The following is a 13930-nucleotide window of genomic DNA, read 5'->3' as shown; positions in this document are numbered from 1 at the left end:
GTTCAGGGGCGCGCGCGTGATTGGACCGCGCCCCATCGAAACCGCGCGCGGGACTAGCCCGCGCGGATCATGCCCATGATGTCCTTGGTGCGTTCGACGATGGGCTGGGCGATGGCCCGCGCCTGATCCGCGCCGCGCCCAAGGATGCGGTCGATCTCGGCCGGGTCGGCCATGAAACGGCTCATCCGCTCGGTGATCGGGGCCAGCACCTCGACGGCGACCTCGGCCAGCGCCGGCTTGAAGGCGCCAAAGCCCTGACCCTCGAAACGGGCCAGAACCTGATCGCCGGTCTCGCCCGAAAGGGCTGCGTAGATATTGACCAGATTGCGGGCCTCGGGGCGGTCCTTCAGCCCGTCCATCGTGGCGGGCAGGGGATCGGCATCGGTGCGGGCCTTGCGGATTTTCTGGGCGATGGTGTCGGCATCGTCGGTCAGATTGATCCGCGTCGCGTCCGAGGGGTCGGATTTCGACATCTTCTTGCTGCCGTCGCGCAAAGACATGACGCGGGTCGCGGTGCCCTCGATCAGCGGTTCGGTCATCGGAAAGAAATCGACGCCGTAATCGTGGTTGAACTTGGCGGCGATGTCGCGGGTCAGTTCCAGATGCTGTTTCTGATCGTCGCCCACCGGCACGGCGGTGGCGTGATAGGCCAGGATGTCGGCGGCCATCAGCGACGGATAGGCCAGAAGGCCCAGCGAAGAATTTTCGCTGTTCTTGCCGGCCTTGTCCTTGAACTGGGTCATCCGGTACATCCAGCCGACGCGCGCGACCGTGTTGAACAGCCATGCAAGTTCGGCATGCTGGGCGACCTGGCTTTGGTTGAACAGCACCGATACGGCCGGATCCACGCCCGAGGCCATGAAGGCCGCCGCCACCTCGCGGGTGTTGTGGCGCAGTTTTCCGGGATCCTGCCAGACGGTGATCGCATGCAGGTCGACGACGCAATAGATCGTCTCGGGGCCCGAGCCCTGATATTCGGCAAAGCGTTTCAGCGCGCCCAGATAATTGCCCAGCGTCAGCCCGCCCGAGGGCTGGATGCCGGAGAAAATGCGCGGCGCAAAGCTCGTGGTCATGGCACTACCTGCTTGGAAATTTCCACCCGCTGCCTTACCCCTTGGCCCGTCCGGGCGCAACCGCCCAGCCAGCAAAGGAAGAAAGATGCGCCCCGGTTATGACGAATCGCCCCTGAACCCGCTGCCGCCCGTGATCTGGGCGCTGGTTCTGCCGATCATCGCGCTTGAGATCTATTTCGGGCTTGGCCAGCTGGGCTTTGTGGGCGGCGGCCAGCCCGGTGCGGGCATGGCCCTGCGCCAGCTCGCGGCCGAGCGCACGGCCTATGTGCCCGAATTCGTGCTGCGGCTGTGGGAGCTGCGCATGTTCGATCTGGGGCAGGGCTGGCGCATCCTGACCTATTCCTTTGTGCATCTGTCGTTGACGCATGCGGTTTTCGTGGTGGTCTTTGCGCTGGCGCTGGGGAACCTGATCGCCAGCCAGTTCCGGCCCTGGGCGGTGGTGGTGCTGTTTTTCGGCTCGGCCATCGGGGGGGCGCTGATCTATACGCTGTTTGCGGGGCTTTTGCCGCAATGGCGGTTCCAGCCGCTGATCGGCGGCTATCCGGCGGTCTACGGCTTTGTCGGTGCCTTTACCTTTCTGCTCTGGACCCGGCTGGGACAGCAGAATGCCAACCGCATGCGCGCCTTTACGCTGATCGGGATGCTGATGGCGTTCCAGCTTGTATTCGGCATCCTGTTTCAGGATGGCAGCATGACCTGGATCGCCGAGGTGGCGGGCTTTTGCTGTGGCTTCCTTCTGTCCTTCGTGCTTGTGCCGGGCGGGATCGGGCGCGTGATGCGCCAGATCCGTCAGCGCTGACGCCGGAACCCGGTGCGCAGATCCGAGGGCCGGATCGCCCCCAGAAGGATCGCGGCAAGCCCGTAACTGCCCATGCCGCCAAAGACCAGCGCCGCGAGCGCCAGATAGCGCTGGCCCGGGGTTTCCAGCATTTGCGCAAGGCCCAGCTTCATCGCCCAGATCACCGCGCCCATGACCAGCGAGGCGAAGACGATGCGGGGCAGGCGATGTTTCAGCCGCGCGTCCAGCGCCGCCGCCTCGCCAAAGGCGCGGGTGCCGAGCCATAGCTGCGCGGCCATGGTCCATCCGGCGATGGTGGTCCCAAGGGCCGCCGCCGAAAAGCCGATGAACGGCGCCAGCCCAAGCGCCATGACCGCGTTGACCACCATCGACCAGATCGCGAAACGGAACGGCGTGCGCGTGTCCTCGCGCGCGAAATACAGCGGTTGCAGCACCTTTTGCAGCACGAATGCCGGCAATCCGACGCCATAGATCGCCAGCGCCAGCGCGGTCGGGCCGACATCGGCATCCAGAAAGGCGCCGCGTTTGAACAGCACCGAAATCAGCGGATAGCTTGCCACCACCAGCGCCACGGCGGCCGGCACGGTCAGAAACAGCGCAAATTCCGTGGCGCGGTTATAGGCATGGCGGCCGCCCTCGGTATCCTCGGCTTTCAGACGGCGCGAGATGTCGGGCAACAGCACGATGCCGATGGCGATGCCGACGACGCCCAAAGGCAGCTGATAAAGCCGGTCGGCATTGGTCAGCCACGCAATGGCGCCGTCAAAGAAGGACCCGACCTGACGCCCGACCAGCAGGTTGATCTGGACGACGCCCCCGGCCATCACCGCAGGCGCCGCCACCGCCAGCAGGCGGCGCATCTCGGGCGACAGGCGCGGCCGGCGCAGGCGCAGGGGAAAGCCCATGCGCTTTGCGGCCCACCAGACACAGAAAAGCTGCGCGATCCCGGAAATGGGCGTCGACCATGCCATGGCCATCCCCATGTCCCAGCCAAAGCGATCCGCCATCAGCATCGCCGCGATCAGGATGAAGTTCATCAGAACCGGCGCCGCCGCCGCCGCGATAAAGCGCCCGCCCGCATTGAGCAGCCCCGACAAAAGCGCCGTCAACGAGATGAACAGGATATAGGGAAAGCAGATCCGGCCATAAAGCACCGCCAGATCAAAGCGCTCGTCCCCCTTGAACCCCGCAGCCATGGCCAGCACCAGCCACGGCATGGCGAAATGCGCGATGAGCGAAAACACCAATACCACGCTGAACAGCCCGGAAAACGCCTGTTCGGCAAAGCCGCGCGGATCGTCGCCGGCCTCAAGCCGCTTGGCGAACATGGGCACGAAGGCGGTGTTGAAGGCGCCCTCGGCGAAAAAGCGGCGGAACATATTGGGCAGGGTGAAGGCCACGATATAGGCTTGGGCCACCGGGCCGGTGCCCAGATAGGCCGCAATCATCACGTCGCGGATGAACCCCACGAGCCGGCTGGCCAAGGTCCATGCCCCCACCGAGAGAAAGCCCCGGATTAATCTGATCGGTTGCATTGCTTGCCTTCCGTGACTTTCAGAACGTGCCGCCCGCCGGGCGATCGGCCTTTTCGGCACGTTCCGCGCCGTCCTTGATCGCCTGACGCAGCTTCTTGTCCAGCGCCTCGCGGCGGTGGGCCTGATGCAGCTTCAGCCCGAACATGTCCTTGACATAAAAGGTATCGACCACCTGCGCGCCATAGGTCGCGATCACCGCGCTGGCGATCTGGATGTGATTTTCGGCAAGCGTCCGGGTCAGATCGTAAAGCAGGCCCGGGCGGTCGCGGGTGTCGACCTCGATCACGGTATAGACGTCGCTGCCTTCGTTATCGAAGGTGATATGGGTCGGAAAGCGAAAGGCGCTGTCGCGCTTTCTGGGCTTGTCGCGGCCGGCCAGCGCCTCGCGCGCAAGGATCTCGCCGCCAAGCGTGCGCTCGATCATCTTGCGCAGGCGGGGCAGGCGGTCGGCGGCATAGGGATGGCCGTCGCCATCCTGCAACCAGAAGACGGCGGTCGCGAACCCGTCCTTGGTCGTATAGGTGCGCGCATCGACGATATTGGCCCCGACCAGCGCAAGGGCCCCCGCCATGCGCGAAAAGATCCCGGGATGGTCGGCCAGCACAAAGGCCGCCCGCGTCGCATCGCGGTCGGTATCGGGATGCAGGTCGATGCGGATCTCATCGTCGCCGATCCCGTCCAGCATCCGCGAAAAGACGCCCTGCGTGTCGGTGGGCAGGCCCGACCAATAGCTGTCGTAATGCCGCCCCAGTTCGGTCTTGATGGCCTTGGGTTCCCAGCCCCGCGCGATCAGCAGGTGGCGCAGCGAACGCTTGGCCTCGCCCGTGCGCTTGTCGCGGTTCAGCTCTTCGAGCCCGTTTTCCAGCGCCTCGGTGGTTTCCTTGTGCAACCGGCGCAGCAGCATGGCTTTCCAGTTGTTCCAGGTGCCGGGGCCGACGCCGCGAATGTCGCAAACCGTCAGGATCAGCAAAAGATCCAGCCGCTTGGTGGTCTTGACCGCCTTGGCAAAGTCGCGCAGCACGCGCGGATCGGCAATGTCGCGTTTCTGCGCCACATCCGACATCAAGAGGTGGTTGCGGATCAGCCATTCGATGGTCTCGATCTCATCGGCGGGCAGGCCAAAGCGGGTGCAGATCCGCCGCGCCAGCCGCGCGCCCAGGATCGAGTGATCCTCGGTCCGGCCCTTGCCGATATCGTGCAAAAGCACCGCCAGATAGATGACGCGGCGGTTGATCCGGCCCTTCATCAATCCGGTGACGACGGGCAGATCCTCGATTTCCTCGCCCCGTTCGATCGAGGCCAGCGCGGCGACGCATTGGATCAGATGCTCGTCCACGGTGTAGTGGTGATAGACGTTGAACTGCATCATCGCCACGACCGGGGCGAATTCCGGGATAAAGGCCCCCAGAACGCCCAGCTCGTTCATCCGCCGCAGCGCGCGTTCGGGATTGCCGTGCTTCAACAGCAGGTCAAGAAAGATGCGCACCGCCTCGGGGTCGGAGCGCATGTGATCGTCGATCAGGTCCAGATGCGCGGTCACCAGTCGCATGGCGTCGGAATGGATCAGGATGCCGGTGCGCAGCGCCTCTTCGAACAGGCGCAGGATGTTCAGCGGGTCCGACAGGAACGCGGCCTCGTCGGCATAGGTCAGGCGGCCCCGATCCACGCGAAAGCCCGCGCGGACGCGGCGGCGGCGTTGGAACAGGATGTTCATGATCGGCGCCTTGTAGAGGTGCCGGGCCTCAAGCGCCACCAGAAAGACGCGGGTCAGTTCGCCGACCTTGGTCGCGTGCAGGAAATAGTCCTGCATGAAGATTTCGACCGCCCGCCGCCCGCCAAGATCGCGATAGCCCATGCGCGTGGCGACCTCGACCTGCATGTCGAAGGTCAGCTGATCGGTCGGGCGGCCGGCGATCAGATGCAGGTGACAGCGCACCGCCCAAAGGAAATCCTCGGCCTGCCAGAAGGTCAGATGTTCCTCGCGGGTGAAGAACCCCAGATCGACCAGCTCGACCGCGCGGTCGACGCGGTGGATGTATTTCGCGATCCAGTACAGGGTTTGCAGGTCGCGCAACCCGCCCTTGCCCTCTTTCACGTTGGGTTCAAGAACATAGCGCTGACCGCCCTGACGGCGGTGGCGCTCGGCGCGTTCGGCCAGCTTGGCCTGAATGAATTCGGGGACCGATTTGTCGAACAGCTCGGACCAGAGCCGGTCGCGCAGAATTTCGGCGGTATGGGCGTGACCGCAGACCAGCCGATGTTCCAGAAGGCTGGTGCGGATGGTGATGTCACCCGCCCCCAGCCGCAGGCTGTCATCGACCGAGCGGGTGGCCTGACCGACCTTCAGCTTGAGGTCCCACAGCATGTAAAGCATCGATTCGATGACGCTTTCGGCCCAGCCGCTGACCTTCCACGGGGTCAGGAACAACAGATCGACATCCGATTGCGGCGCCATTTCGGCGCGCCCATAGCCGCCGATGGCCAGCACCGCCAGCCGTTCGGCATCGGTGGGATTGGGCAGCGGATGCAGGATCGTGGTCGCGACATGGTGGATCGCGATCACCGTGGCGTCGGTCAGGCTGGCGATGGCGCGCACGGTTTCGCGGGCGGCGCGGGGATGGGACATGAAGCCCGCGGCGATATCGGCCTTGGCGTCGCTGCGCGCCTGGCTCAGGATTTCGACGGTCCGGGCGCGGATGTCGCGCGGTTCGGACAGATCGGCCAGCGCCTCGGTCAGCCGGGGCAGGAATGTCTCGGGGGTGAACAAAGAATGCGCCCCGGGCAAGGCCGGGGCGCTTTGAGGCAGTGGATCGGTATTGCCGATGCTCAAGATCAGAACCCGAAACCGCCGAAGCCGCGCGGCGCCGGATCCAGCACCAGCAATTGATTGTTGCGGATCGTGGCCACGGCCAGCGCGCGTTCGTTGGTGCCGTCGCGGCGCAGGCGGAACGCGCCCGAGACGCCGGCAAAGCCTGAATTCTGGGTCAGGCCGGCGGTGGTCAGCGCATTGCGTTTGCCGGCGCGGACAAGGGCCGCGATGGCGGCAACGCCGTCATAGCCCAGCGAGCCAAGGTCATGCGGCGCCTCGCCATAAAGCGAGCGATAGCGCTGATCGAACTGCGCGCGCAGCGTGGTGTCGGGAATGGCAAACCAGCCGCCCTGTGTCCCGCGCAGCTGCAACCGTGCCGAGGGCTGGTCCCAGCGCGTCAGCCCCATCATCTGGACCGAGGCCGAGGTGACGCCCGCATCGGCCAGCTTGTCGGTCAGATAGGGCAGCACCGCGCCCTGGTTCGCGGTCAGAAACACCGCGTCGACATTCCCGGACAGCGCCGCCTGCGAGATATTGGGGATGACCGCGTCGATGCCTTGCTTCGACAGCTGGTGAACGGCGGTGCCGGCCAGAGAGGCGCCGTTTTTCTGGATCGCGCGCTCGATGGCACGGGCGCCGACCTGACCGGCCGCGTCATCCTCGGCCACCATCATGATGCGGCGCTTGCCGTTTCTGACGCCATAGCGCACCAGCCGGTCGGCGACATTGTCGAAGGTATTACCCAGCACGAAGACATTGCCGCCGGCGATGTCGGTATTGTTGGAAAACGAAAGTACGTTCACGCCCTTGGGGGCCATGGCATTGCCGACCGCATTGGCGCTGTCGGCGAAAAGCGGGCCAAGGATGATCTTGGCGCCGTCCGCGACGGCCTGATTGGCCTTGGCCACGGCCTCGCCCGGGTCCGAGCCGGCCGAATAGACGCGCAGGTCGATGGTGGCGCCCTGGGCGTCGGTGGCGGCCATCTTGGCGGAATTGGTCAGCGACCGGGCCAGCCAGTCAAGATCGGCATTGCCAGAGCCCGCCGGCACCAGCAGCGCCACCTGTACCGGTTGCGACGGGTCGATCAGCTGGCCTGTCTGCGGTCCGGTCGCGGTGCCCGCCCCCGGTTCGCAGGCGGCAAGCGTCAATACCGCAAGGGCGGCGCCGATGCGCGCCAGCGGCCGGCGCAGATCGAAGGCGCCGCGGATCGTTGTAAGGACGGTCATGGCGTGATTCCCTGTGGTCTGGGTGCTGGGGGTTTGTCGGGGGCAGGTTATTGGCATATTCCCGACATGGCAACTTGCCGGCGCGGATCGTTGGCCATGATCAAGGAGACCCCATGGAGGACAGCGGCAACACGACCGGGATGTCGGCGCGGCCCGTTCCGCTGACGGTCGCGGCAACCCCGCCCGAGCCGGGTCTGCACCTGATTGCGACCCCGATCGGGGCCGCCCGGGATATCACCCTGCGGGCGCTGGATGTGCTGAATGCGGCCGATGTTCTGGCAGCCGAGGACACGCGCAATCTGCGCCATCTGATGGATATTCACGGTCTGCATCTGCGCGGTCGGCGGATCATCGCCTATCATGATCACAATGCGGACCGGCAGCGTCCGGCGATTCTTGCGGCGCTGGCCGAGGGGAAGTCGGTGGCCTATGCCTCGGATGCGGGCACGCCGCTGGTCGCGGATCCGGGATATCGGCTGGCGCGCGACGCAGCCGAGGCGGGGTTTGTCGTGCGGGCATTGCCCGGCCCCTCGGCCGCGCTGACCGCCCTTTCGGTCTCGGGTCTGCCCAGCGACAGGTTTCTCTTTGTCGGGTTTCCGCCGTCATCCGGCGCGGCGCGACGGAAATGGATCGAAAGCTGGCGCGGGGTCGAGGCGACGGTGATCGTTTTCGAAAGTCCCAGGCGCGTTAAACAACTGTTGGAGAATATCTGCGAAACTGAGGCGAATCGGGCTACGGTGATCTGCCGTGAACTGACCAAGAAATTCGAAGAGGTGTTGCGCGGAACGGCTGGCGAACTGATGCAATCCATCCCGGATGAGGGGTTGCGGGGGGAAATCGTGGTTCTGTTCGGGCATCCCGAACCTGTGGTCGCGGATGATGACGTGTTGCGCGCGGCCTTGGGGGAATTGCTGGGTCGCATCCCGGTCAAGGAGGCCGCCGCCGAGGTGGCCGGACGTTACGGCCTGTCGCGGCGCGATGTTTATGCGCTGGCGCTGGACATGAAGAGGGAAGCCGAATGAGGCATGAAAGATCTTTCGACGGAATGCCCGTGCAGCCCGCGGCAGATAGATCCCTGCGCGGTCGGGTGGCCTATTCCGCCGGTTGCATGGCCGAGGAATCTGTTGCACGCACCTATATTCAACAAGGTCATGAGTTGATCGCGGAACGCTGGCGCGGTCGCAGCGGTGAAATCGACCTTATCCTGCGCCGGGGTGAGGAATATATCTTTGTCGAGGTCAAGAAATCCTCGAGCCACAGCCGTGCCGCGGAACGGATCGGTGGTCGGCAGATCGCGCGGATCTGCCGCGCCGCGCTGGAATTTTGCGGGCGGTTGCCCACGGGCATGATGACCGCGATGCGCTTTGATGCCGCGCTGGTCGATCAGTTCGGGCGTGTCGATATCGTTGAAAACGCATTCGGGATGAATTGACGCCCGATCTTGCAAACCCGGGGCTGTCGGGTCAGAAACCTGTCTGAAACAGACCGGGATTGGGATCATGAGCCTTTACGTCGCCTTTCAGATGGACCCGATCGAGCATGTTTCGATCAATGGGGACAGCACGTTCCGCCTGGGCCTTGAAGCCGAGGCGCGCGGACATCGCCTGTTTCAATATACGGCCGACAAGCTGAGCTATGTCGAAGGGCGCGTCGTCGCGCGCGGCCGTCCCGTCACCCTGCGCCGCGAGGCGGGCAATCATGTGACATTCGGCGATTGGGCCGATGTCGATCTGTCCGAATTCGACGTGGTCTGGCTGCGGCAGGATCCGCCCTTTGACATGGGCTATATCACCAATACCCATCTGCTGGACCGCGTGCATCCCGGGACCTTTGTCGTCAACGATCCGTTCTGGGTGCGCAACAGCCCGGAAAAGCTGCTGGTGCTGGATTTTCCCGATCTGACACCGCCGACATTGATCACCCGCGAGCTGTCGCTGATCCGCGCGTTCCGCGAGCGTCATGGCGATATCATCGTCAAGCCGCTTTACGGCAATGGTGGCGCCGGGATCTTCCATCTGCGGCCGAACGATCCGAACCTGTCTTCGTTGATCGAAACCTTCTCTGCGGGCAGCCGCGAGCCGGTGATCGCCCAGAAATACCTGCCTGCGGTGGTCAAGGGCGATAAACGCATCATTCTGGTCGATGGCGAGCCGGTCGGTGCCATCAACCGCGTTCCCGCCGAAGGCGAGGCGCGGTCCAACATGCATGTCGGCGGCCGCCCCGAAAAGATCGGCCTGACCGCGCGCGAGCACGAGATCTGTGCCGTGATCGGTCCGGTTCTGCGTGAAAAGGGGCTGCTCTTCACGGGAATCGACGTGATCGATGGTTGGCTGACGGAAATCAACGTGACCTCGCCCACCGGGATTCAGGAGCTTGAGCGGTTCGATGGCATCAATGCCGCCGCACTGATCTGGGACGCCATCGAGCGCAAGCTGGCCGCACGGGGCTAAGGTCTCGCGGGTCGCCGGGCCGTTCGGGTGGCCGGCTCGCACCAGCGGCGGGTCCTGCGGCCTGCTAGTCGGGGCGCCCGAAAGGCAGGCGATAGGTCAGCGCCTCGGCCAGATGCGGTTGCCGGATATGTTCCGATGCATCCAGATCGGCAATGGTGCGCGATGCGCGCAGGATGCGATGATAGCCGCGCGGGGTCAGCCCCAGACGTTCCGCCGCCAGCGCCAGCAATGCCCGGGATTCGCTGTCGAGCGGGGCGATTTCTTCCAATAGGCGCCCGGCGGCATCGGCATTGACCCGCACATTCGGATGCGCCGCAAAGCGTTTGCTCTGCACGGCCCGGGCCGCCGCCACCCGTTCGGCCACCATGGCCGAGCTTTCGCCCGAAGGTGGCAGGGCGAGCTCCTCGTAACTTACCTGTGGCATGTCGATGCGCAGGTCGAAACGATCCATCATCGGTCCGGAAATGCGTCCCAGATAGTCCGACTGGCATCGCGGTGCGCGCGGGCAGGGCGCGCCATCCGCCGATTCCCCGCAGCGACAGGGATTGGCGGCGGCCACCAACAGGAATCGCGCCGGATAGCGGATATGGGCATTGGCGCGCGAAACATGGATTTCCCCCGTCTCGATGGGCTCGCGCAGCGCATCGATCACGCGGCGTTCGAATTCAGGCAGTTCATCAAGAAACAGGACGCCATTATGCGCCAGGCTGGCCTGTCCGGGACGCGCATTGCGCCCGCCCCCCACCATCGCCGCCATCGAGGCGGTGTGATGGGGCTGACAGAATGGCGCGGTCCGGGAAATCCCGCCATTGGCCAGCATGCCCGCAACCGATTGAATGACCGATGTTTCCAGCGCCTCGGCGGGACTCAGTGGCGGCAAGAGGCCGGGCAGGCGGGTGGCCAGCATGGATTTGCTGGCGCCGGGCGCGCCGATCATCAGCAAATGATGGCGACCGGCGGCGGCGATCTCGATCACGCGGCGGGCGCGTTCCTGTCCCCGGACCTCGGAGAGGTCGCTGCTGCGGTTTTCCGGCGCAAGTTCGCCGGGTTCGGCACGGCGCAGCGGCGCGCGGTCGGTCAGGTGGTCGACGGCCTCGCGCAGGTGGCGGGGGGCAAAGACCGGCACCGTCCCGACCCATGCCGCCTCGGGGCCGCAGGCCTTGGGCACAAGCAACGACCGGCCATCCTCGGATGCGGCCATGGCGGCGGGCAGGGCGCCCGCGACCGGCGACAGCCGCCCGTCCAAAGCCAGCTCGCCCAGTGACACGACCTGCGACAGCGCCTCGGCCGGAACGACCTCAAGCGCGGCCAGCACGGCCAATGCGATGGGAAGATCGAAATGCGACCCCTCTTTGGGCAGGTCGGCGGGCGACAGGTTCACCGTCACCCGGCGCGAGGGCATGGCGATGGAGAGCGCGCCGAAGGCCGCCTTGACCCGTTCGCGCGCCTCGCTGACCGATTTGTCGGGGAGGCCCACGATGGCAAAGCCCGGCAACCCGGGCGAGACCGAGCATTGCACCTCGACCAGCCGCGCCTCGACCCCGTCGAAAGCCACTGTATAGGCGATTGCCACCATGCCTGTCCCCGATCCCGTTTTCGGAACTGGTTAACCGGCGCGGCCTTAAGAAATGGTTAACGGGCGCCGGGCGCGCCGCTTGCTTGTTCCGGGCGGCGCTTCGGCCTATGTCCTGTGGCAGGACCATGGAATGGGGAAGCGTCATGCAGGGCAGCCGGATATTGCTGATCGTCGGCGGGGGCATTGCCGCCTTCAAGATACCCGAACTGATCCGCATGATCCGGCGCGAAGGGGCGTCGGTCGTGCCGGTTCTGACCCATGCGGGGGCGGAATTCGTGACGCCGCTGACGCTGTCGGCGCTGGCGGAATCGCCCTGTCATACCGAGCTTTTCGACCTGACCCGCGAATCCGAGATGGGCCATATCCAGCTGTCGCGGGCTGCCGATCTGGTTGTGGTGGCGCCGGCGACCGCGAATCTGATGGCGCGGATGGCGTCGGGGATGGCCGACGATCTGGCCTCAACCCTGCTTTTGGCGACCGACAAGCCGGTGCTGATCGCGCCGGCGATGAATGTGCGCATGTGGCAGCATGCCGCGACCCGGCGCAATCGCGCGCAACTGGAGGCCGACGGCATCCGCATGATCGGCCCGGACGAGGGGGACATGGCCTGCGGCGAATACGGCCCCGGCCGCATGGCCGAGCCCGAACAGATCCTCGCCGCGATCCGCAACGCGCTTGGCCGCGAGAAACCCCTGCGCCTGCCGCCCGAGGCGGTGGTTTCGCTGCCGTCGCGCCGGCTGATGGGGCGCCATGTCATCGTGACTTCGGGGCCGACGCATGAGCCGATCGATCCGGTGCGCTATATCGCCAACCGCTCGAGCGGGGCGCAGGGCGCGGCCATCGCGGCGGCGCTGCGCGATCTGGGCGCGCGCGTCAGCTTTATCACCGGCCCGGCCGAGGTGCCCGCTCCCGAAGGCGTCGATGTGATCGCCGTCGAGACCGCGCGCGAAATGCGCGATGCGGTCGAACGCGCGCTGCCCGCCGATGCCGCCGTGATGGCGGCGGCGGTGGCCGACTGGCATGTCGCCAATGCGCGTGCGGGCAAGATCAAGAAGGATGGATCGGGCCAGATGCCCGGCCTGCAATTCGCTGAGAATCCCGACATTCTGGCATGGATCAGCCAGTTGCATCAGGGGCGTCCGCCGCTGGTCGTGGGCTTTGCGGCCGAAACCGACAATGTGCTGGAAAACGCCGCCGCCAAGCGTCTGCGCAAGGGCTGTGACTGGATCGTTGCCAATGACGTGTCGCCCGCGACCGGAATCATGGGCGGCCATGAGAATGCGGTGACGCTGATTTCCGATGCGGGCGCGGAAAGCTGGCCGCGCCTTTCGAAGCCCGAGGTGGCGCGGCGTCTGGCCGACCGCATTGCCGATGAACTGGCGGGGGCGCGGGAATGATGCGGACCTATCTGGACTGGAACGCCACCGCGCCCCTGCGCCCCGAGGCGCGCGCAGCGATGATCGAGGCGACCGGGATCACCGGCAACCCCTCATCCGTGCATGCCGAGGGGCGGGCGGCGAAATCCGCGCTGGAGCGCGCCCGCGAAGAGATCGCCACCGCGCTTGGGGCCGAGGGGGCGGATGTGATCTTTACCTCGGGGGCGACGGAATCGGCGGCGCTGATCCTGGGGGGGCGCGATCTGGCCTGCGCGGCGGTCGAACATGCCGCCGTGACGGCGTGGTGCCGGGATGATCTGGCGGTCGATGCGGCCGGTCGGGTCAGCGTCCCCGAACCGGGCCGCGCCACGCTGCAACTGGCCAATGCGGAAACCGGCGTCTTGCAGGATCTGCCGCAGGGATTGGCGGCCAGCGACCTGACGCAGGCATTCGGCAAGGTGCCTTTCGCCTTCAACTGGCTGGGGATCCAGGCCGGTTTCGTCAGCGCCCATAAGCTGGGCGGCCCGCGCGGTATCGGCGCCCTGATCGTGCGTCGCGGCACCGAGATCGAGGCCCGGATCAAGGGCGGCGGACAGGAACAGGGCCGCCGCGCCGGGACCGAAAACCTGATCGGCATTCTGGGTTTTGCCGCCGCCGCAACGGCCGCCCAGAATGATCTGGATCAAGGAATCGCAGAAAAAATGTCGGAAATCCGTGATTCCCTTATGCTCAGACTGGAATCCGGGGCAGGAATGGTTACATTCCCGGGGCGCGAATCCCGCCGCTTGCCCAATACATTGTCGATCCTGACGCCGGGTTGGCGCGGAGAGACACAGGTGATGCAGATGGATCTTGCCGGTTTCGCCGTTTCGGCGGGGTCGGCCTGTTCCTCGGGCAAGGTTCGCCCCAGTTCCGTCCTGACGGCCATGGGGATCGCGCCGGAACAGGCGGGCGATGCGATCCGCGTCTCGATCGGTCCGACAACGGATCACCGGGACGTGGCGCGTTTTGCGGATGCGTGGCTGGCGGCCCATGACCGCTGGCGGCAAAGGAATGACACGCGGGCGACCGCAGGAAAGGTTTGAG

11 protein-coding genes are annotated in these 13930 nt (G+C 65.6%); 6 read left to right on the top strand and 5 right to left on the bottom strand.

The annotated features are described in order from the left end of the window. Window positions 1-53: 53 nt before the first annotated feature. Window positions 54-1073, bottom strand: coding sequence for a tryptophan--tRNA ligase (trpS, locus tag ACFOMH_RS11870; protein ID WP_374424214.1), 1020 nt, complete (start codon window positions 1071-1073; stop codon window positions 54-56). Window positions 1074-1158: 85 nt separating this feature from the next. Here trpS and ACFOMH_RS11865 point away from each other — a divergent pair, with 85 nt between their 5' ends. Continuing rightward, window positions 1159-1872, top strand: coding sequence for a rhomboid family intramembrane serine protease (locus tag ACFOMH_RS11865; RefSeq protein ID WP_374424213.1), 714 nt, complete (start codon window positions 1159-1161; stop codon window positions 1870-1872). Here ACFOMH_RS11865 and murJ read toward each other — a convergent pair. Genes murJ through ACFOMH_RS11850 form a run of 3 tightly spaced genes read right to left on the bottom strand, consistent with a single transcriptional unit; the run spans window position 1863 to window position 7442 of the window. Then, a complete protein-coding gene (gene murJ / locus ACFOMH_RS11860; RefSeq protein WP_377744684.1) occupies window positions 1863-3407 on the bottom strand; it encodes a murein biosynthesis integral membrane protein MurJ in 1545 nt (514 codons plus the stop codon). The genes ACFOMH_RS11865 and murJ overlap by 10 nt on opposite strands. A gap of 19 nt (window positions 3408-3426) precedes the next feature. Next, window positions 3427-6237 (bottom strand): [protein-PII] uridylyltransferase, encoded by a 2811-nt coding sequence (locus ACFOMH_RS11855; protein WP_374424210.1) that lies wholly within the window; start codon window positions 6235-6237, stop codon window positions 3427-3429. A gap of 2 nt (window positions 6238-6239) precedes the next feature. Next, complete coding sequence (locus ACFOMH_RS11850) at window positions 6240-7442, bottom strand: penicillin-binding protein activator (protein WP_374424208.1); 1203 nt, start codon at window positions 7440-7442, stop codon at window positions 6240-6242. Between the two features lie 113 nt (window positions 7443-7555). Here ACFOMH_RS11850 and rsmI point away from each other — a divergent pair, with 113 nt between their 5' ends. From rsmI to gshB, 3 genes are all read left to right on the top strand, one after another. After that, window positions 7556-8464, top strand: a complete 909-nt coding sequence (gene rsmI / locus ACFOMH_RS11845) for a 16S rRNA (cytidine(1402)-2'-O)-methyltransferase (protein ID WP_374424207.1) — start codon at window positions 7556-7558, stop codon at window positions 8462-8464. A 53-nt stretch (window positions 8465-8517) separates the two neighbouring features. Then, window positions 8518-8874 (top strand): YraN family protein, encoded by a 357-nt coding sequence (locus ACFOMH_RS11840; protein ID WP_377744833.1) that lies wholly within the window; start codon window positions 8518-8520, stop codon window positions 8872-8874. A 67-nt stretch (window positions 8875-8941) separates the two neighbouring features. Beyond that, the gene (gshB, locus tag ACFOMH_RS11835) at window positions 8942-9892 is read left to right on the top strand and encodes a glutathione synthase (RefSeq protein ID WP_377744683.1); all 951 of its coding nucleotides are present in this window, start codon (window positions 8942-8944) and stop codon (window positions 9890-9892) included. A 64-nt stretch (window positions 9893-9956) separates the two neighbouring features. Here gshB and ACFOMH_RS11830 read toward each other — a convergent pair whose 3' ends face one another. Then, window positions 9957-11468 carry a YifB family Mg chelatase-like AAA ATPase gene (locus ACFOMH_RS11830; RefSeq protein WP_377744682.1) on the bottom strand — a complete coding sequence of 504 codons (1512 nt, stop codon included), beginning with the start codon at window positions 11466-11468 and terminating at the stop codon, window positions 9957-9959. A gap of 143 nt (window positions 11469-11611) precedes the next feature. Between ACFOMH_RS11830 and coaBC the strand changes: the two genes are divergently transcribed. Both coaBC and ACFOMH_RS11820 read left to right on the top strand, forming a co-directional pair. Continuing rightward, window positions 11612-12865 carry a bifunctional phosphopantothenoylcysteine decarboxylase/phosphopantothenate--cysteine ligase CoaBC gene (gene coaBC, locus ACFOMH_RS11825; protein ID WP_377744832.1) on the top strand — a complete coding sequence of 418 codons (1254 nt, stop codon included), beginning with the start codon at window positions 11612-11614 and terminating at the stop codon, window positions 12863-12865. Next, entirely contained in the window at window positions 12862-13929 is a 1068-nt protein-coding gene (locus tag ACFOMH_RS11820; protein ID WP_377744681.1) for a cysteine desulfurase family protein, read from the top strand. Before coaBC ends, ACFOMH_RS11820 begins: the two co-directional genes overlap by 4 nt. The last annotated feature ends 1 nt before the right edge of the window (window position 13930 follow it).

The sequence above is a fragment of the Paracoccus mangrovi genome, assembly GCF_042648425.1.
Lineage (GTDB): Bacteria > Pseudomonadota > Alphaproteobacteria > Rhodobacterales > Rhodobacteraceae > Paracoccus > Paracoccus mangrovi.
Note: the sequence above shows the minus strand (reverse complement) of the source record. Positions and strands in the feature narration are given on the sequence as shown.